Source organism: Levilinea saccharolytica (assembly GCF_001306035.1).
Classification (GTDB): Bacteria; Chloroflexota; Anaerolineae; order Anaerolineales; family Anaerolineaceae; genus Levilinea; species Levilinea saccharolytica.
Genome location: NZ_LGCM01000065.1, coordinates 149,887 through 169,560, shown reverse-complemented (window position 1 = coordinate 169,560; position 19,674 = coordinate 149,887). Strand labels below are relative to the sequence as shown.

17 protein-coding genes are annotated in these 19,674 nt (G+C 64.0%); 4 read left to right on the top strand and 13 right to left on the bottom strand.

The window, feature by feature from the left end; genetic code table 11:
• Nucleotides 1-220 precede the first annotated feature (220 nt).
• The 10 genes from ADN01_RS17985 to ADN01_RS17940 form a co-directional block, all read right to left on the bottom strand.
• Entirely contained in the window at nucleotides 221-622 is a 402-nt protein-coding gene (locus tag ADN01_RS17985; protein WP_062417111.1) for a Zn-ribbon domain-containing OB-fold protein, read from the bottom strand.
• A 91-nt stretch (nucleotides 623-713) separates the two neighbouring features.
• Nucleotides 714-1,874, bottom strand: a complete 1,161-nt coding sequence (locus ADN01_RS17980; RefSeq protein WP_075071332.1) for a thiolase C-terminal domain-containing protein — start codon at nucleotides 1,872-1,874, stop codon at nucleotides 714-716.
• 29 nt (nucleotides 1,875-1,903) lie between these two features.
• The gene (locus ADN01_RS17975) at nucleotides 1,904-2,983 is read right to left on the bottom strand and encodes a hydroxymethylglutaryl-CoA synthase (RefSeq protein ID WP_113918822.1); all 1,080 of its coding nucleotides are present in this window, start codon (nucleotides 2,981-2,983) and stop codon (nucleotides 1,904-1,906) included.
• Nucleotides 2,984-3,021: 38 nt separating this feature from the next.
• Entirely contained in the window at nucleotides 3,022-4,317 is a 1,296-nt protein-coding gene (locus ADN01_RS17970) for a hydroxymethylglutaryl-CoA reductase, degradative (protein ID WP_062417108.1), read from the bottom strand.
• A 171-nt stretch (nucleotides 4,318-4,488) separates the two neighbouring features.
• Complete coding sequence (locus ADN01_RS17965) at nucleotides 4,489-5,178, bottom strand: metal-dependent hydrolase (protein WP_062417107.1); 690 nt, start codon at nucleotides 5,176-5,178, stop codon at nucleotides 4,489-4,491.
• A 31-nt stretch (nucleotides 5,179-5,209) separates the two neighbouring features.
• Nucleotides 5,210-7,378, bottom strand: coding sequence for a heavy metal translocating P-type ATPase (locus ADN01_RS17960; protein ID WP_062417106.1), 2,169 nt, complete (start codon nucleotides 7,376-7,378; stop codon nucleotides 5,210-5,212).
• Nucleotides 7,375-7,764, bottom strand: coding sequence for an ArsR/SmtB family transcription factor (locus ADN01_RS17955; RefSeq protein ID WP_062417105.1), 390 nt, complete (start codon nucleotides 7,762-7,764; stop codon nucleotides 7,375-7,377). Before ADN01_RS17955 ends, ADN01_RS17960 begins: the two co-directional genes overlap by 4 nt.
• A 116-nt stretch (nucleotides 7,765-7,880) precedes the next feature.
• Nucleotides 7,881-8,921: a GNAT family N-acetyltransferase gene (locus ADN01_RS17950; RefSeq protein ID WP_062417104.1), complete on the bottom strand. Its 1,041-nt coding sequence runs from the start codon at nucleotides 8,919-8,921 to the stop codon at nucleotides 7,881-7,883.
• 64 nt (nucleotides 8,922-8,985) lie between these two features.
• Nucleotides 8,986-9,672, bottom strand: coding sequence for a response regulator transcription factor (locus tag ADN01_RS17945; protein ID WP_062417103.1), 687 nt, complete (start codon nucleotides 9,670-9,672; stop codon nucleotides 8,986-8,988).
• Nucleotides 9,662-11,866, bottom strand: a complete 2,205-nt coding sequence (locus ADN01_RS17940; protein WP_062417102.1) for an ATP-binding protein — start codon at nucleotides 11,864-11,866, stop codon at nucleotides 9,662-9,664. The genes ADN01_RS17945 and ADN01_RS17940 overlap by 11 nt, the downstream gene beginning before the upstream one ends.
• 545 nt (nucleotides 11,867-12,411) lie before the next feature.
• On the opposite strand from ADN01_RS17940, the gene ADN01_RS17935 reads away from it, so the two are divergent.
• From ADN01_RS17935 to ADN01_RS17920, 4 genes are read left to right on the top strand one after another with little or no spacing between them, the layout of a single operon-like run.
• A complete protein-coding gene (locus ADN01_RS17935) occupies nucleotides 12,412-13,641 on the top strand; it encodes an ABC transporter permease (RefSeq protein WP_062417101.1) in 1,230 nt (409 codons plus the stop codon).
• 23 nt (nucleotides 13,642-13,664) lie between these two features.
• Nucleotides 13,665-14,894: an ABC transporter permease gene (locus tag ADN01_RS17930; RefSeq protein WP_062417100.1), complete on the top strand. Its 1,230-nt coding sequence runs from the start codon at nucleotides 13,665-13,667 to the stop codon at nucleotides 14,892-14,894.
• Between the two features lie 36 nt (nucleotides 14,895-14,930).
• The gene (locus tag ADN01_RS17925) at nucleotides 14,931-15,626 is read left to right on the top strand and encodes an ABC transporter ATP-binding protein (protein WP_062417099.1); all 696 of its coding nucleotides are present in this window, start codon (nucleotides 14,931-14,933) and stop codon (nucleotides 15,624-15,626) included.
• A 20-nt stretch (nucleotides 15,627-15,646) separates the two neighbouring features.
• Nucleotides 15,647-16,819: an HlyD family secretion protein gene (locus tag ADN01_RS17920; RefSeq protein ID WP_075071331.1), complete on the top strand. Its 1,173-nt coding sequence runs from the start codon at nucleotides 15,647-15,649 to the stop codon at nucleotides 16,817-16,819.
• Nucleotides 16,820-17,139: 320 nt separating this feature from the next.
• Here the strand turns inward: ADN01_RS17920 and ADN01_RS17915 are convergent, their stop codons facing one another.
• The 3 genes from ADN01_RS17915 to ADN01_RS17905 form a co-directional block, all read right to left on the bottom strand.
• Nucleotides 17,140-18,174 carry a threonine aldolase family protein gene (locus ADN01_RS17915; protein WP_062417097.1) on the bottom strand — a complete coding sequence of 345 codons (1,035 nt, stop codon included), beginning with the start codon at nucleotides 18,172-18,174 and terminating at the stop codon, nucleotides 17,140-17,142.
• An 86-nt stretch (nucleotides 18,175-18,260) separates the two neighbouring features.
• Nucleotides 18,261-19,007: a 4Fe-4S binding protein gene (locus tag ADN01_RS17910; protein WP_062417096.1), complete on the bottom strand. Its 747-nt coding sequence runs from the start codon at nucleotides 19,005-19,007 to the stop codon at nucleotides 18,261-18,263.
• On the bottom strand, nucleotides 19,004-19,585 hold the full coding sequence (locus ADN01_RS17905) for a PadR family transcriptional regulator (RefSeq protein WP_062417095.1): 582 nt from the start codon (nucleotides 19,583-19,585) through the stop codon (nucleotides 19,004-19,006). Before ADN01_RS17905 ends, ADN01_RS17910 begins: the two co-directional genes overlap by 4 nt.
• Nucleotides 19,586-19,674 lie beyond the last annotated feature (89 nt).

Here is a 19,674-nt window from a genome sequence, read left to right as displayed (position 1 = left end):
GGGGAATCGCCGGGTGAGGTCATCCGCAGCAGCGCTCTCAAGCATTCCCTCCCCAAATTTCGCAGAAATTAGGGGAGGGTGGAATACAAAAAACCGCCCTCCATCTCTGGAAGGCGGTTGAAACCTCAATATCTGCTTATGCCTGCATCACCGGCCGGAACTTACCCTCTGCGAGGGCTTCACCCACACCGTCCCCCCTGTGGGGATACACCAGCATTTCCTATGCCTGCATTACCGGCCGGAACTTATACCCGTACACCAACATACCGCGCTCATCCCCATCCGAGCGGATGCGCCGCGTGACCATTTCCACCGGCATGCCAATTTCCACCGGCTGGCTGCCCAGGTCGGTCAGCTGCGCCGTCACCATCGGCCCCTCTTGCAACTTCACCAGCGCCACCGTGTAGGGCGTGGATTCCTGATACCCCGCCGGGGCGTCGTTCATCACCGTGTACGAATAAATCTCACCCCGCCCCGTGAAGGCAAAGGGGGTCTTGGCTTCGCCGCCGCACTCCGGGCACACATCCCGCGGCGGGAAGATTTTCGCGTCACAATGCGGGCACACTTCGCCCACCAGCGCGTAGCGTTGTTTCTTAATTCTCCAATGGCGAGGAATCTCCATGATCTGTCTCCTTTTCTTTGCGTTACAACCCGTAGTGTATCGGTAAGATACTATCAATTCCTATCAGACCCGCGCACGGATCTGTCAAAAGCTATCCCAAACGCTCCAGCACATGGGTGACGGCCGTGGAAGCCGGGCCGCCCAAAGACTGCACCAGGCCGCGCTGGGCTCCTGCCACCTGGTTGGCCCCGGCTTGCCCGCGCAGCTGCATCACCGCTTCCACAATCTGATACACGCCCGTGGCGCCCAGGGGGTTGCCGCGCGCCTTCAGCCCGCCAAGGGTCAGCGCCGGCAGTTTGCCGCCCAGGTTCAGCGCACCTTCCGCCGCCAGCCGCCAGCCTTCGCCGCGCGGCGCAAAGCCCGCCGCCTCCAGGCTGAGGGCCGCGTAAATGGAGGTGCTGTCGCACAGCTCAAAGAAATTCACATCCTTGGGCAAAATGCCCGCCTGGCTGCAGGCCTGCTCCACCGAAATGCGCGCCGCCTCAAAAGCCAGCGGATCGCTGCGGTCGTGCAGGGCCAGGGTGTCCACCACCACGCTGGAGCCGCTCACCCGCACCAGCGGATGGGGGAAATCCTTGGGCAGCAAACTGGCGCGCGTCAGCAGCACCGCCGCCGCCCCATCCGCCAGGGGGGCCACGTCGAATAAATTCAACGGTGCGCTCACCATGCCGGCCTTCTCGTAGGTCTCCGGCTTAATCGCCTTGCGGAACATGGCGTTGGGGTTGTTCACCGCGTTGGCATGCGCCAGCAGCGGGAAAGCCGCAAAGGCTGAGCGCGGCGGCTGGTACTCGTGCAGGTAGCGCTGCATCAACAGCCCCGCCTGCCCCACCGCCGAAAGGCCCTGCACGCCCTCGTAGTCATAATCCATGGCCTGGGCTGCGGCGCTTTCCAGGCCCGCCCCCACCATGTCGGTGTACTTCTCCACCCCCACCACCAGGGCCGCATCCACAAAGCCGGAAGCCACCGCCAGATACCCCGTGCGGAAGGCCCCCGCCCCCGAAGCCCCCGCGGCTTCCACCGTGTAGGCCTCAATGCCGGTCATGCCGGCGTTCTCGGCCAAGAGCGCGCCCAGGTTCGACTGGTGCGACACCACCGAGGCCAAAAAGTTGCCGATATACAGCGCCTGCGGACGAATGCCGCCCGCGTCGCGCACCGCCGCCAGCATGGCCTTGGCCGCCTGGCTGCGCAGCGAAAGCTCCCAATGCTCGCCCACGGGAATTTGCCCAATGCCTGCAATGATGATATCCGTCATAGCTCCTCCCAAAACCTGCCCCGTCTGGTTTACTTCATCGCCAGCTTGCCGCGCAGGCGTACATAGGTGGCATAATCAATTTCCGTGCGCCGGGCGATATAATCGGCCGTGCGCAGGGCCTTCTCCCGCCGCTCCAGCAGCGCATCCGTCACAAGGATGGAAAACGCATCCGAGCCAGCCCCAGAGCCAAAAGACACCATCAAAATGCGGTCCCCCGGCTGGGCCACATCCAGCGTGGCTGTCAGCCCGATCATGGCCGCGCCCGCGTAGGTGTTGCCGATCACCGGCACCAGCAGCCCCGGCTTGATCTGTTCCGCCGAAAAGCCCAGCATGCCCGCCACACGCTGCGGGAATTTGGTGTTGGGCTGGTGGAAAACCGCGTATTGGTAATCGCCCGCGCTGGTGCCCATCATCTGCATCAGGGCCTTGCCCGCCGAGGAAATGTGGTGAAAATACGCCGGCTCGCCGGTGAAGCGCTGCCCGTGTTCGGGGTACTTGGCTTCCGCCCGCCGCCAAAAGTCGGGGGTGTCGCTGACGAAGGAATAGGAGGCCTCAATCACCGCCAGGGATTCTTCGCCCGGGCCCAGGATGTAGGCCGCGCCGCCCGCCCCCGCCGTGTATTCCAGCGCGTCGCCGGGGCGTCCCTGGGCCGTGTCCATGCCCACCGCCAGGGCGTAGCGCGCCATGCCCGACCCCACCAGGCCCATGGCGGCCACCATGGCCTCGGTGCCGGCCTTACAGGCAAATTCCCAGTCGCCGGATTGAATGGAGGGCGACGCACCGATGGCCTCGGCCACCACCGTGCCGCTGGGTTTCACCGCGTAAGGGTGCGATTCCGAGCCAATCCACACCGCGCGCAGCTCTTCCGGCGAAATTCCCGCCCGCTTCAGGGCGTTGCGCGAGGCCTCGATAGACATGGTGATCACATCCTCATCCATCCCGGGCACAGCCTTTTCCTTAATTGGCAGCCCCTCTTCACCCCCCGCCCACACCCGCGCCACCTCGGCGGCCGGCAGGCGGTACTGCGGCACATACGCCCCGTACCCAACGATCCCAACCGATCGGTTGGTCTTCAACAGCAGGTCTTTTTGAGGTTGGGTCTCACTCATCACTTCGCTCCTTGTAGATGCCTGTGTCCGGTCGGCGCTTAGGCTCGGCCGGTCTCACTCGCATTGAGTTCTTTTAAGATATCCATCGCGCGGTCAATCCGCACCACTTTTTCCGCCACCAGCCGCCCGGCCACGGTTTCAATCTGCGCCCCCACCGCCCCGGCGGCAATCGCCACCTGACGCGCATGCAGCGACATGTGCCCGCGCTGAATGCCTTCGGTGGCCAGCGCCCGCAAGGCCGCCAGGTTCTGCGCCAGCCCCACCGAGACGATGATCTCGGCCAGCTCGCGCGCACTGCGCACGCCCATCAGCTTCAGGGCCGCCCCCGCCGTGGGATGCACCCGCGTGGCCCCGCCCACCGTGCCCACCGCCATAGGCATTTCCAGCGTGCCCACCAGATTCCCTGCCGCGTCCTGTCCCCAGGTGCTCAGGCTGGTGTAGCGCCCGCTGCGGGCCGCGTAGGCATGCGCCCCGGCCTCCACCGCGCGCCAATCGTTGCCGGTGGCAATCACCACCGCGTCCACGCCGTTCATGATGCCCTTGTTGTGGGTGGCCGCGCGGTAAGGGTCCGCCGCCGCAAAAGCCCAGGCGGCGATGATGCCGTCGCGCACCTCTTCGGCGGCGTAATTTTCAAAAGCCAGCTCCTCCAGGCGCACGGTCATGCGCGCCCGCGCCAGACGCCGGTCGGCCAGATTGGAAAGAATGCGCAGCAGCACGCGCCCGCCGGTCAGCTTCTCCACCATCGGCGACAGCCGCTCCATAGCGGTGTTGACCGCGTTGGCCCCCATCGCGTCGCGCACATCGTAGATCAAATGCAGCACCAAAAAGGTTCCCAGCCCCGGCCCCTCCAGAATGCGCACTTCGATCTCGCGCGGGCCGCCGCCCAACTGCGCCAGCAGGGGGTCCACCTGGGCCGCCTCGGCCAAAAGCTGCTCGCGCGCCTCCAAAAGCCGCAGCCGCGCGCTGGGCGCATCCGCCAGATCCAGAATCTGCATCTGGCCAATCATCAGCGGGTCGGAGGAGGAGGCAAAAAAACCGCCGGAAGAGCGCGCCAACTTGGCCATGAAGGAGGCCCCCGCCACCACCGAAGGCTCTTCCAGGGTCATGGGCACCAGCACCTCGCGCCCATTGACGATGAAATTCTGGGCGATGCCCAGCGGCAGGCTGTGCAGGCCGACCACATTTTCAATCATGTGATCCGCCTGGTCGCTGTGCAGCCCGCCCCCTTCGGCCAGCGGCGCCAAAACCTCAGCGCTCAGGCCGGTCTGCTGGCTCAGCCAGGCCAGCCGTTCTTCCACGCTCATCTGATAGAATTTTTTGCTCGCGCCCGTCATCCGTCCACACTCCTCCCGCAGGATCTATCAAAAATCTTATCACGTTTCACTGGCAAAAACTATCAGACTCAGCCACCTTGTACAATATTTGTGGAAAGCTTGTACATTCTGTGCCGTCCCAAACAAAAGCGGGCCTCGCGGCCCGCTGGTTTATGCATGGAAATGCGTCTTTTAGGACAGGGTATAGCTCTCCCCCGGCTGAAGCAGCAGCGCGTGCACGCTGGTCTCGCGGTTCACGCGCTCCACCCAGGCGGCCGCGTCCTGCTGAATCACCCCCCAGGTGCTGTAGTGCATGGGGATGACCACCTTGGGCCGCAGCAGCCGCACAGCGCGCAGGGCGTCCTCCGGCCCCATGGTGAAATTGTCGCCGATGGGCAGCACGGCCGCATCCAGGCCTTCTTCGCCGATCAGAGCCATATCCCCAAACAAGCCCGTATCGCCCGCCAGATAGATCTTCTTCCCGCCCAGGGTGGTAATGAGCAGCCCGGCCGGGTTGCCGCCGTTGCTGCCGTCGGGCAGGGCCGAGCCGTGCAGGGCAAAAGTCAGCTTGAGATAGCCAAAGGGATGGTGATAGCCCCCGCCCAGGTGCTGCGCGTGGGTGTTCTCCACCCCTTGCTTGCGCATCCACCCGGCAATTTCGGCGTTGCTGATCACCAGCGCTCCGGTGCGTTCGGCGATCTGCACGCTGTCGCCCACATGGTCGCCGTGGCCGTGAGTCACCAGGATAAAATCCGCCTGAGCTTGTGAGGCTTGCAGCGTGGCCGCCGGGTTGCCGCTGAAAAAGGGGTCCACCAGAACGGTGTAGCCGCTGGTTTTCAGCCCCCAGGCCGCATGTCCGTACCAGGTTAACACATCTTGCATGGCTTTACCCTCCGATTGCAATCTACCCTCATTATACAGACTTTTGGCTCTCAAAGCGCACCGCGCGCATGCCGTTGGCGGTCACTGCCAGCGAAATGCCCATATCGCCCACCACCGCCAGCCACATGGGCGCCCACCCCAGCAAAGCCACGCCCATCAGGCCCAGCTTGGTCAGCAGGGAAAAAGCGATGTTCTGACGGATGAGGCGCAGGGTAAAATGCGCCAGGCGGGTGACAAAGGGCAGCTGCTCCAGCGAATCGGCCATCAGCACGATATCCGCCGTTTCCAGGGCCTGGGCGCTGCCCGCCCCGCCCATGGCCACGCCCACACTGGCCGCCGCCAGCGCCGGGGTGTCGTTGATGCCGTCCCCCACCATGGCCGCCGGGCCAAAGGCCGCCTGCAGTTCGCGCAGCGCCCCCAGCTTCTCCTCCGGCAGCAGCCCGGCCCGCACGGTCTCAATCCCCGCCGCCGCAGCGCTGCGCTGGGCCGCCGCGGGGTTGTCGCCGGTCAATACCGCCGTGTGCAGCCCCAGGGCATGCAGGGCCGCCGCCACACCGGCCGCCTCCGGGCGGATCTGATCGCTGGCGGTGATCACCCCGCGCACTGCCTGCCCGTCGCTGACCAGCATGGCGGTTTCTCCGGCGGCCTCGGCCGAAAGGACCCAATCGCACAGCGCGGGCGGGTGCGGATAGTGCGCATCGAACAGGCGGTGGCTGCCGATGACGGCCGTGGCGCCGTTCACCTGCCCGCGCAGCCCCAGCCCCGCCATCGCCGTGACCCCCTCAGCCGCGGCGTAGGCCTGCGCCAGGCCGCGCGTTTCAGCCGCCGCCACCACCGCCTGGGCCAGCGGGTGCGCGCTGGATCGTTCCAAGGCGCAGGCCAAAGCCAGCACCTCGCCGCAGCGCGCGCAGTCCGCCGATCCTTCGCAGTCCACGGCCCGCGCCTGCGTCACCTGCGGCCGCCCGTAGGTCAGCGTGCCGGTCTTGTCAAAGGCGAACAGGCGCACCCGCGCCAGGGCTTCCAGGAAGGCCCCGCCCTTCACCAGCACCCCGCGCCGCGCCGCCGCGCTGAGCGCCGAAAGCACCGTCACCGGCGTGCTGATCACCAACGCGCACGGGCAGGAAATGACCAGCAGGGTCAGGGCGCGGTACAGCCAGCCGCGCGTGCCGTCTGCCAGATCAAAGAAAGGCGCGCCCCACAGCAAAGGCGGCAGCGCCGCCACCAGCAGCGCTAAAACCGTCACCGCCGGGGTGTACACGCGCGCGAAGCGGTCCACCATGCGCTGGCTGGGCGCGCGCAGGGCCTGGGCCTCGCTGACCGTCTTGACGATGCGGCTGAGGGTCGATTCGCCCGCCGTGCGGCTGACCTGCACATGCAGCGCGCCGCTGCCGTTGAGCGTACCGGCGAACACCTCATCGCCCACCCCTTTTTCCACCAGGCGGCTCTCGCCGGTGATGGGCGCCTGGTTGACTTCGCTTTCGCCCAGCGCCACCACCCCATCCGCGGGGATGCGCTCGCCCGGCTGCACCAACACCCGATCCCCCGGCTGCAGGGCCGCCGCAGGCACTTTTTCGGTCTCCGTGCCGCGCAGGCGCAGGGCCGTATCCGGGGCCAACTGACTCAGCTCGCCCAACACGCGGCGGGCGCGGTCGGCGTTGTATTCCTCCAGGGCCTCCGAGATGGCAAACAGGAAAATCAGCGTAGCGGCCTCGCCCAATTCGCCAATCCACACCGCCCCCAGCGCCGCCAGGGTGGTCAGCAGGTTGATGTTAAAATCGCGGTTGACCACCAGATTGACCACGCCGCTGCGCGCCACCGGCCAACCCGCCAGGCCCAGCGCGGCGATCTGCAAAACCACCGTCAGGGCGCGCGGCGCGCCAGCCAAACCCAGCAGCCAACCCGCCAGCAGCAGCCCCCCGCCCACCAGCGCCAGGCGCGTGACGCGGCTGGAAAGCAAAAAAGCCGCCAACCCCATGCGCCCCGCTGCCGCGGGGGCTGGCGTGGTCTGCACACCGTAGCCCAAAGCCGTCACCCGCGCCGCCACGGCCTGCGCCTCGGCGTCGCCTTCCACGCTCAGAGTCTGGTCGGCAAAGTTGAGCTGCACCGCCTGCACCCCCGGCACCTGCCGCACCCCATTTTCCACCGTCGTCACGCAGTCGGCGCAGTGCAAGCCGGTGATCTGAAAAGTCTGTTTGCTCATGCCGCACCCCCTGCCGCTTCATCCCCTTTGGGATGGCGGATATGCTCCAGGCCCATCTGGAACAGCAGGCGCACATGCTCATCTTCCAGGGCGTAATACACAATTCGCCCGGCTTTGCGGTGGCGCACCACCTGTAAATTGCGCAGCAGGCGCAGTTGGTGCGAAACGGCGCTTTGAGTCATGCCCAACACCGCCGCCAGATCGCACACGCACAATTCCCCGCCGCTCAGGGCTGAAATCAGCCGCAGCCGGGTGGGGTCCGACAAGGCCTGGAACACCGCCGAAAGGTAGGTGGCCTCCAGGCCGGAAATCAGGGTCGCCTGGGCGGCCTGCACCTCTTCTTCATGGATCACGTTTTCTTCACAACGGGCTATGGTGGGTTTCATGCGGTCATCCTTGAATATATGAGCAGTTATTCATATGTTGCCCAGTATACAAGCCCCCCTTACGACTGTCAAGGGGGGCCTGGGGGTTTTCTCAAAAATGATAGGCTGCCGTGCGCTCAGCATTCCAGGCGCACGCGCATCACAAAGCGGTCCACCGCCCCAAATTTGTACTTATAGCTTTCGTCGCCGCGCATGAAGTCAAACTCGTCCCGCCCCTGCTCATTAGCCCACTGCAGCAAATACCCCAGCATGACCCACCCCGGCGAATAAGCGTTAAAGGCCGGATCCATGCCGGAATTGTAGACCCACAGACGGTTTAAATCGTCAAAGCTGAAGTACCCGGCCGCCTTGTGACCTTCGATCTCCAGGAAAGACAGATGCAGACAGCCCGCCCCCAGCGCCCAGCGCGCCGTGTGATGCAGGTGCTGGCGCATGGCCGGGGTCAAGAAGGCGGCTTTCTCCGCGTCCTGAGCCATCAAAGCCATGAAATCATCCACCTCGGCCGCTAAACGGTCAGGGTCATCAGCCGTGTACCAGCGGAAGGGCACGCCCGACTCTTCCAGGCGGCGCATTTTACGGCGGATCTCGTGGCGCTGCTTCTTATCAATCCCCGCCAGATAGGTTTCCCAATCCCCCGGCAGACGGATGAAGGGCGAATGCTGCAAGCGTTCCACCTGCGCGCTGTACCCCGCCGCGGCCGCCTCGGCTTCCAAAAGCGCCAGGCTGGGCGAATCGTCCAGCAAATTGTAGAGGTCCAGCGCCGACCAGGCAGGCAGATCCAGACCCGGCAGAGCCGCCAGCAGCCCGCGGATGAACTCCGCCAGATCCTGCGGGCGGGCGATGACATCCAGATAATCCGAAATCTCCACGCTGCCCAAAAGCATCAGCGCGGCGCCGCCTTCGGCGCGGGGCGTCCAAAAGAGGGGCGCCACCCCCACCAGCTCGCCCTCGCGGCGCGCTGTCACCAATGCCAGCTGCGCCTCCGGCCATTCCCCCCCGCCGCGGGTCTGCCACCAGCCGCGCAAATACCCCGGGTGTAAAAACGGCACGTGCACAGCCGCCTGATTCAGCAAACGCGTCCATTCTTCGTCCAGGCTCTCTGGGAAGTCGCGGTGCAGTTCAAAATTCATGGCATACCCCTCACGGTGATTTTTCATTCGGCCTGCATTATACCCCAGGGGTCAAGGCCGCTTCCAGCCTGTGCACACCCTTGCCCCGCCCTCAATCCGTATCCAGGCGGTAGCCAAACCCGCGCACGGTGATGACGTGGCGCGGCTGCGAAGGGTCGGCCTCGATCTTCTGCCGCAGCAGCCAGATGTAGCGGCGCACGGCGGTGGAATCCTCACTGCGGCTGGCCCCCCACACCGCCTCAGACAGCTTTTCTTCCGACACCGCGCTGCCCGGGGTCTGCGCCAGCACCTCCAGCAGACGGAATTCGGTGGGCGTGAGGGCGATGACCTGCTCCCCGCGCCGCACCTCGCGCCGGTCAAGGTCCAGGCTCAGCTCACCCACCGGCAGCACATGGTGGGCCGTTCCCGCGCGGCGCGCCGCCCGGTTTAACACCGCCTGAATGCGCGCGGTCAGCTCGGCAAAGGAAAACGGCTTGGTCATGTAATCATCCACCCCCAGCCGGAAACCGCGCAGCTTATCCGCCTCGGTGGTCTTGCCCGTCAGCAGGATGATGGGCACATCCGCCATCTCGCGCAGACGCACGGTCACTTCCCAACCGTCCATGCCGGGCATCATCACGTCCAGCACCACCAAGTGGGGGTGTTCGCGGTAGGCCAGGCGCAGGGCTTCGGGGCCGCTGCCCGCCGAAAGTACCTCGAAATTCTCGTTCTGCAAAAATTCGCCCACAAAGCGGCGCAAGGTGCTGTCGTCATCCACCAGCAGGATCTTATAGCCCATGTTCACCTCGCTCTTCCAAACGCGGCAGGCGGAACCAGAAACAAGCCCCACCCTGCGGGCGGTTTTCGGCCCCCACCTCTCCGCCCATCGCCTCCACCAACCGCCGTACAATGTAAAGTCCCAAGCCGTGCCCGTACACCGCCTGTGAATCGCCCGCGTTGGAGCGGTAAAAGCGTTCGAACAGCAGCGGAATCTGCCCTTCGTCCAGTCCCGGCCCCTGGTCGCACACCTCCACGCGCACGGTGTGCGCTTCAGCCCGCGCCTGTGCCCAGATTTCGCCGCTGGCGGTGTACTTGAAGGCGTTGTCTAATAGATGAAAGAGCGCGCTGTTCAGAGCCTGCTCATCCGCCAGCACCGGCGGCAGATCCGCCGGAATGTCCCAGCGCAGCCGCTGGGCCTGGGCATGGGCCATGAACTGCTGGCGCAGGGGGGCCAGCGCCGCCGCCAGCAGCAGCGGTGCCGGATAGAGCGGCAGCCGCCCGGCGTCCAAGGCCGAAAGGTCGAGGATGGTCTCTACAAAGCGGCTCAGGCGTTGAATTTCAGCCTGCACCAGGGTCAAATTCCCGCGCGCGCGCACCGGCAGGCGGTAACCGCCCCCCAACAGCAATTCAATCCCCCCGCTGATATTGGTCAGCGGGGCGCGCAGCTCATGCGACACCAGGGAGACAAACTCGGTTTTCAGCTCATCCAACTGCTGCAAGGCGCGGTTCTGCGCCTCCAACTGCTCCAGAGCCTGGGTCAAATCGGCGGTTTTCTCAGCCACGCGCACCTCCAGCTGGGCGTTGAGCTGTTCCAGCTCGGCGCGGTCCGCGGCGATCTGCTCATAGGCCTGCTGCAGCGCGGCCTGCTGGCGTTTTTGCAGACTCAGGTCGTGGGCTGTGCCCGCCAGCGCCAGGCGCCCGCCGCGCGCCGGTAAGATGGGGCGCAGCGCCAGAGAAACGGGCAGCATCTGACCGTCGCGCCGCCGCAAATGGATCTCGCCCCGCCAGCCGCCCTTCAGCCCCGCGGTGATCCAGCCAAAGGTGCCCTCCGCCGGATGCACCAGCTGCTGCAAAGGCCGCCCCAGCAGGTCGTTGGCCTGGGTGTAGCCCGCCGCCTCCAGCAGGGCCGGGTTCACCAGCCGCAATCTTCCTTTGGAATCGCACACAAAAGTCGGCTCGGCCACCGAATTGACCAGGTTGGCGTACTGCTGCATCTCCACTTCGCCAGTCAAAACTCCCTGGCGGGCGATCAGCCCCAGGCCCAAAATCAGCGTCACCCACAGGGCGGTGGGGTTAAAGCGCCCCCACAGCTGCCATTCCACCAGGCTGTACCAGCCCACCACCACCACCGTCAGCAGCGGCAGCAGCGCCTGCAGGCGCACCACCCAGCGCCGCACCCTTCCGGCGGGGGGCGGCTCGGCGTTCATCTGCGCCACGGGGGCCTGCAAGGCCGCCCAGGCCAAAAGCCCGTCGCCGATCACCCAACCCAGGTCCAACAGCGTGCCGCTCTGGTAACCCGGCCCAGCCAGCATAGCGGTGTAGGCCAGGTCGGAGAATAAATATGCCAGCAGCCCCAGCCCCACCCAACCCAAAGGGGCGGGCAGGCTGCGCGGATCGGAAAGCAAAAACAGGCTGAGCAGGAGCAGCAGGGTCAGCAGATCCATACCCAACGGCAGCAGCACCAGCGCGCTGGCCCCCGCGCTGGCTTGCGCATCCACCACAGGCTGCAGCGCCCACAGCCAGGCCAACGTCACCGCGCCGGTGGACACCAGGGTCAGGTCAAACAGCAGCCCCAGGCGGCCCAGCAGCGGGCGCGGCTGGCGCGGAAAACGCAGCAGCCCCACCCACACGGCCAACGCGCCGGGGATATACAGATATTCCAGAGCGCTCAGGCGCAGTGTGGCGTCCGCCGCCGCGGCCTGCGCCGCCAGACGAACGGCATCCCCCAAAGCCCAGGCCCACAGCCCCGCCGACGTCCACCCCCAGGCCTGCCGCAGCCGTCCCGGCCCCACCCGGCGAGCGGCGCGTGTGGTCAGCACGGCGCTGAGCAGCCCGGCAAACACCAGGGTCACGCCCCCCATCCACACCCGTTCCCAGGGCTCAGCCCGCCCCCACAGCAGCCAGGCGGCGTAGAGCAGCCCAAAGACGGCCGCCAGCGGCCTCAGACTGCGCCGGGCGCGGGTTTGCGTGTCTTGCGGTTGCGAAGCCAACATATCCTCATTGTACAACAGAAGTCCTCGCCCCTCCCGCGGACGATTCAGACGAAAAATCCTGGATTTTAACCAGCATTTAATCTATAATGATGCCATTGTGTTTCTCCTCCCAGGGCGCCGCAACGCCTGGGCTTTGATGAACGGTTTGGTGTCTACATGATCCCCTGCATGAGGCGGCAGCCCCTTCGGATGTGGCCTTTTTTGTTGGTTCGTCTTCCTGGCGTCCGCGCTTTTCGTTTGAGACGCATTCTCCCCAACTAAACCAACCCATCTCGATCTTTCTCGCTCGCGGTGCAAGGCAGCCTTTTGCTCACTGCGTGCGCTTTTATGCCTTACCCTGGGTCACCCGATGAATCTGTTTTCTTCGCCTTCCAAATTTGTGCCAGCCCTCGCCCTTTTATGGCGCGGCAAGCCTTTTGATTCCCAATTAGATGAGGTGTGGAGCCATCCCCCACCGCGGCGTGCCTGACCTTACCCTTCCGGCGCCGTCTGGCAGCCCCAGACGAGCTTACCGCATCTATCCGTTTTTTGATCGAGGTTCTTCCATGACAAAATTTCTCAAAATCACCTGGCGCAACGTCTGGCGCAACTGGCGGCGCACCGTCATCGCCCTGGCAGCCATTTCGCTGGGTCTCTTCTTTCTGGTCTTCATGGACGGCGTCATGAGCGGGTCGCGCGTGGCCATTTACGGCAATCTCATCAAGGTCCTGGGCGGCAACATTCAAGTGCACGCCCAGGGATATGGTGAAAAAGCCGGCCGCTCCCCGCTGCTGCCCATCCCCAACCCTGACCAGGTACTGCAAGCCGCTCTGGCCCGCCCCGAAGTGACCGGCGCCTCCAGCCGTATCCAAACGGGTGGGTTTGCCACCAGCCGCGATGCCTCGCTGCCCGTGGCCATCAGCGGCATCGAACCCGAAAAAGAAGCCCCCCTCAGCCTGATCGCCGATCACATCATCGAGGGACGCTATCTGACCGCCGAAGATCAGGATGCGATCCTCATCGGCTACACCCTGGCCGAACGCCTGAACATCGGCCTGAACGACCGCATCAGCCTGGTGGGGCGTGCCCCGCACGAACAAATGCGCACCCGCACCATGACCGTGGTCGGCATTTACCGCATCGGCTCGCCCGAAACCGAAAAGCGCAACGTGTACATGTCCCTGGCCGAGGCCCAATCCCTCTACGATCTCCCCGGGCAGGTCACCGAAATTGTCGTCGCCCTGAACAGCGTCGGCAATGAAGAGCCCACCGTCAGCGCCCTGCGCAGCAGTCTGAGTGGGGTAGAGGTGGATTCCTGGAAAGACCTGAACCCGGCCCTGCTCAACGCCTATGCGTTGGGCGATAAGATCATGGGCATTTTTGGCTTCATCGTGCTGGGTATCGCCGGAATCGGCATCCTCAACCTGATGCTCATGGCTGTCTTCGAGCGCACGCGTGAAATCGGCCTGCTCTCGGCCATCGGCCTCAAACGCCGCCAGATTCTGCTGCTCTTCCTGATGGAAGGCACGCTCATCGGCGTGCTGGGCGGCGTGGTGGGAGCCGTGCTGGGCGCGGTGGTGGTGACCATCGCCGGCTCCATCGGCTTCGATCTCAGCATGGCGGCAGAAGCCAGCGAGATGATGGGGCTGCTGGGCACGTACCTGTACCCCGTGTTGGAAGCCGGGCCGTTGGTCTCGCGCTTCATCACCGTCATTTTCATCTCCGCCCTGGCGTCGCTGTACCCCGCCTGGCAGGCCGCCAACAGCCAGCCCGCCGAAGCGCTGCATTACGTGTAGGCTGCGGCCCAAAGGAGCCATCTATGTTTAAAATTTGGAAAATCGCCTTTCGGGATCTCGTCCGCAACCGCCGCCGCTCGCTGCTGACCCTGCTGGCCATCGTCATCGGCGTCAGCCTGCTGCTCTTCACCGGCAGTTTTTACGACGGCGTCTTCGCCGGTTCGCTGGATATGAGCATCCACTTGCAGACCAGCGACCTGCAAATCCGCGCTCAATCTTATGACGCGGATAAAATCAGCCTGGATTGGAAAGACCTGATCGAAAACCCTCAGGATCTGACCGGGCAAATTGAAGCTATTCAGGGCGTGCAAGCCGTCACGCCGGTTCTGTGGGCCAGCGGCATGCTGCTCTCGGGCAGCGAATCGGTAGGCGTGCAGATCAACGGCATTGACCCGCGCTCGCCCATCTACGACCCCATCCGCCAGGCCCTCACCAGCGGCGAAATGTTCGCCGCCGACGACCGCGGCGGCGTGCTGGTGGGAGAAAGCCTGGCCAAAAGCCTGGGGCTGAGCGTGGGACAAAACATCACCCTGGTCACCAACACCGCCAACCGCGAAACGGATCAGGCGGCCTTCACCATCCGCGGCCTGTTCGATACGGGCGTGGCCCAATATGACGACAGTACCATTTACATGCCGCTGGAGAAGGCCCAAACCTTCACCGCTGCCGGTACGCGCGCCAGCGCCATCCGCATTCTGCTGAACGACCGCACCCAGGCCGAAAGCTACGCGGCGGCCTTTGCCGCTCCCGGCCTGCAAGTGCTCACCTGGAAGCAGCTCAATTCCATTCTGATGGATTCGGTTAACGCCAGCGCGGCCTTCATCCAATTGCTGTACTTCATCGTGTTGGGCATGGTGGCGGTGGTCATCGCCAACACCCTGCTCATGTCGGTCTTCGAGCGCACCCGCGAGATGGGCATTTTGTCCGCGCTGGGCATGAAAAGCCGTCAGATCCTGGGCATGTTCCTGCTGGAAGCCGGAATGTTAGCCGTGGTGGGGGTGGCCCTGGGGGTGCTCTTCGGCGGGCTGATTGTGTACTACTACTCTCAGGTCGGCATCAGTTTTGGCCAAGACATCATGGAAGTCAAAGCTTCCAACATGATCACCTACGGCAAGGTCCTTTACACCCAGTTCTCAGCCCTGAAAACCATGCAGCTGAGCCTGACGGCGCTGATCATGATCTTGTTGGTCGCTGTGTACCCGGCCTCGTTTGCGGCCCGTCTGCAGCCGGTGCAGTCCCTGCACGGCAAATAATTCCCTCATCCATCATCATCCTCGCGGAGGAGCGATATGTCTGCAATCGAAGTGGAACAAATCACCAAAACCTATAAAATCGGCACGCAGGAAACCCATGCGCTGCGCGGCGTGACCGCCAGCTTTAACGAAGGCGAATTCACCGCCCTGGTGGGGCCTTCGGGCTCCGGCAAAACCACCCTGCTGCAAATTATCGGCTGCCTGGATCAGCCCACCAGCGGCGCCCTGCGCATCAAAGGCCAGGATGTCAGCCGCCTGAACGCCGACCAGCGCGCTGATCTGCGCAAGGGCACCATCGGCTTTGTCTTTCAGTTCTTCGCCCTCATCCCCGGCCTGACCGCTTACGAAAACGTGGAACTGCCCCTGCTGCTCAACGGCGAAGGCACGGCGGCGCGCAAGGCGCGCGTGCTGGAGCTGCTGGACGCAGTGGGCCTTTCGGAACGTGCCAACCACCGCCCCGATCAGCTCTCCGGCGGCGAACAGCAGCGCGTGGCCGTGGCCCGCGCCCTGTCTGTGCGCCCCCTGATGGTGCTGGCGGATGAGCCCACCGCCAACCTGGACACTGAGAACGGCAAACAGGTCATGGAGATCATGCGCCGCCTGAATCAGGAAACCGGCGTGACCTTCCTGTTTGCCACCCACGATCCGCGGGTGGTATCCTACGCCACGCGCGTGGTACAGCTGCGCGACGGGCGCATTGACGACAATCACAGCGCCATTCCCACCGTTTGAGCCTTCATAGGACACTTCCCATGCTGCGCAAACTTTCCTTTCTTCTGATCGCGGCTGCACTGCTGGCCAGCTGCAGCCCCAACCCCACCCCCGCCGCCATTCCCACCCTGGCGGTCAACGCCACCTCCGGCGCGCCGGAGTCTCCCGCCCCTGCCCGCGGGGACGGCATCATCGCCACGGCAGAGATCGTCCCCGCCCAAAGCGTAGACCTGGGCTTTGCTGCCGCCGGCTTTGTGGACGCCGTTTACTTTGCCGAAGGCGACACCGTGCGCGAAGGCGACCTTTTGGCTCGCCAGCAAAACCTGGAACAGCTCAAGATCACGCTGGAAGCCAGTCAGCAAAGCCTGCAAAGCGCCCAACACGCTCTGGACGAGTTGGTGGCTAACGCGCCCCTGACCCTGGCCGAGGCCCAACTGCGCATGGTGCAGGATCAAAAGCGCTATGACGACGCCGCCAAGAAGCAAAAACGCTCCGGTTTCCGGCGCTGCAACGACGAGACCATTGACCTGTATTCGGAGCGCTTTGAAGACGCCAAAGACCGCCTGGAAAAGGCCCGCGACGACAACGACGGCTCGCTTTCGGCCCTCGAAGCCCTGCAGTCGGCCCAAAACCAGTTTGACACCGCCCAGGCCAACTACCTCTACTGCCTGAATTACACCCCCCAGGAAATCGCCGAATCCGACGCCGAGCTGGCCGTGGCAGAGGCCGCCCTCAAGATCAGCACCAGCCGTTATGAGCAGCTCAAGAGCGAAAACGGCCTGGATCCGGTGGAACACGCCCGCCTGAGCGCCGCTGTGGCCGAAGCCCAAAGCCGCCTGGCGAGCGCCCAATCGGCCTACGACCGCGCCGTGCTGGTGGCCCCCTTCAACGGGCTGGTCGCCTCGGTCAACGCCACCGCCGGACAGGCGGTGAACCCCGGCCAGACCATCCTCACCCTGGCCAGTCTCGATACATGGCAGGTGGAAACCACCGACCTGAGCGAGCGCGACATCCCGCGGGTGAAGGTGGGCCAAACCGCCTCGGTGCGGCTGGAGGCCTTCGCTGAAGATTTCCCCGCTGAGGTGGTGCGCATCGCCCCGCGGGCCACCAAGGCCGGCGGCGACGCCGTCTATAAGGTCGTCCTGCGCTTTATCGAGACGCCCCCCGACCTGCGCTGGGGCATGACCGGCTCGGTCGTGCTGGACGCGGAATAAAACCAACGCAAGGCGCCCCGTATGGAGCGCCTCGCGCTTTATTTGTTCAAAAAGCGGAGTGCCTAAGCCCCCAGCCAATGCATTGCGAGCAATCTCTACCTTGAGAGAGAAATCACCGCAGCCCCCAAGAACGAGGGCAGGCCACCTGTTTTCGGTGGTCGCGATGACATGCGGAGGCTCGCCCCAACGGGGTGTGGTCGATAGAGCACTTCAAGATGATACGGGGCATCTTCCCAGCCCTGCTTGGCGTCCTTGGCGCCTTCGCGGTTCAAATAGTTCGAGAGAGGGTGAAGCAATCTCTACCTTGAGGGAGAAATCGCTTAAGCCCCCAACCGCCGTAAATCCTCCAAAAATTCATCCACCTTTTCATCCGGCGTGGCCCACGAGGTCACCAGACGCACAGCCGAAAAGCCAGGCCGCACCCTGGCCCACACGTAAAAGCCGTAGAGGGCCTGCAGCCGCTCAATCAGCGCATCCGGCAGGATGGGGAAGATCTGGTTGGTGGTGGAATGGGTCAAGAAGGGGTAGCCCGCCGCTTTAATCCCCGCCGCCAGCCGCCCCGCCGCGGCGTTGGCCCTGCGTGCCAACTGAAAGTACAGATCCCGCTCAAACAACCCCAGAAACTGGCTGCCGATCAACCGCCCTTTGGCCAGCAGCGCCCCGCGCTGCTTGAGGTGATGGCGAAAACCAGCCTGAAGCTGCGGGTTCTGTAGGATGATGGCCTCGCCGATCAGCGCCCCGTTCTTGGTGCCGCCGATGTAAAATGCATCCAACGCGGTGCACAGGTCGGAAAACTGCACATCCGACTCCGCGCTCATCAGACCGCAGCCCAAACGCGCCCCATCCAGATACAGATACAAACCGTTGGCACGGCACACCTGCGCCAGGGCCAGCAGCTCATCGCGGCGGTAAATCGTGCCCACCTCGGTGGAATTGGAGATGAACACCACCCGCGGCTTGACCATGTGCTCATCGGTATGCTCGTCCACCACCGCCTGCACCTGTTCAGGGCGCAGCTTGCCGTCCTGCGAAGGCACGGTGTTGATCTTATGCCCCGTGGCCTCAATCGCCCCCGATTCATGCACGGCGATATGGGCCGTCACCGCGGCGATGACCGATTCATACGGGCGCAGCAGGGCCGCCAACACAATCTGGTTGGCCTGCGTGCCGCCGGAGACAAAATGTACCGCCGCCTGCGGGCTGCCCAGCTTTTCGCGAATCAGGGCTTCTGCCTGCTGGCATAGGCTGTCTTTGCCGTAGCCGTCTTCCTGATCCAGGTTGGTGCGCGCCAACACGGCCAGCAAATCAGGGTGGGCGCCTTCTGAGTAATCGTTAAAGAAGCTGTATTTGGTCATCCTTCACCATCCGGCAGGGGGAATTGGCCGCGCAGGGCAGCCGCAGGTTAATTGTATCCCTTTTTGCCCGCCGCGCCGGGTGAGCTTCACTTGCCCGCGCGAAAAACGTATTGGATGGCCTTCGAAGGGCAGCCGTCCACGCATTTGCCGCACAAAATACACTCGCTGTGCTCCATCGCCCCTGCCTTGACCATAGCGTTCACGTCCAGGCTCATGGCGCAGTTCTGCGTGCAGGTCATACAGTCAGAACAGCGCTGCGGGTCAGATTGCAGCCGCAAGGACGGCCAGGCGAAGACATTGCGCAGTTTGCGGCCCAAAATCATGAAAGGGGCCATCCAGCAAAAAGTGTGGCAGCCCGCCCGGCGCCCCACCGCCACCGAGAGGATAAAGAACAGGCCCACCACGCCGTAATACACGATGTAGCCCTGGGCGTCCACCACCGACACGCCGCCCGCGGTCATATACAGCGGGTCCACGCGCTGGTAGCCGCCCGCGCGGATCACCAGGAACGCCAGCAGGCTGATCCACGGCAGCCAGATGGCCCATTTGATCCAATCCAGGCGGCGGCCCCTCACCGCCCGCGGGTTCACCGCCGTGCACACCTCGCCCAGCGCCCCCCCAGGGCAGGCCCAGCCGCACCACAGGCGGCCCACCAGCAGCGAAGCCAGGAACATGAGCGCAAAGGAAATGGCACTGCCGGTTACGATCCCCTCGGAACCGCCCTGTAAAATCAGCGCGGGGGAAAAATAATACAGAGTGATGGGGAACAGCAGCAAAGACACCAGCAGCAGCGCCTGGCGAACGGCCTGACGTTTGGAAACGGTTCGTTTCATGCTTCACCTTCCTGAGGGGGGTCGAGCGGCGGAACAGCTCCTTGTTCCAGGTCGCGCAGCACCTGTTCCGCCCACAGGAGCTGCGCCTGCATGGTCAACATACCCAATTCCAGGGTTTTCATCCAAAAATAGGTTTCGCGCGGTGAATCCACCTGATGAACATAAGGCTGGACCTGCTGGGGAACCTGCTGGTAACGTTCCAGCATCCCGCGAAACAGGTCTGCCGCCGCCGCAAACTTGGCCTGCACCACCGCATCGGGCATTTGGCCGGAGAAGAACACCTGCACCAGCGGTCCGCTGTGCGGCGCCGCCGTGGGGAAAGGCCCCGCCAGCCATTCCCGCAGCGCTGCCTGTCCCTGGGGGGTGATGCGGTACAGCTTGCGGTCGGGGCGCTCGCTTTGCTCCACCACCTCCACACTGGCCCAGCCCTTTTCAGAGAGCTTGCCCAGCGTGCGGTAAATCTGGCTCAAATCCGCCACCCAGAAATGCTGCACGGAGCTGTCGAACATCTTTTTTAGGTCGTAGCCGCTGAAGGGTTGGTAATTTAAGAAGCCCAGTACAGCGTATTCCAGAGACATACGCGCCTCCTTGATAAATGCAATTGCATATACGTGCATATGCATATAATAAACCCACGGATTTGCGCTGTCAAGGGTCTGGCGTAAAC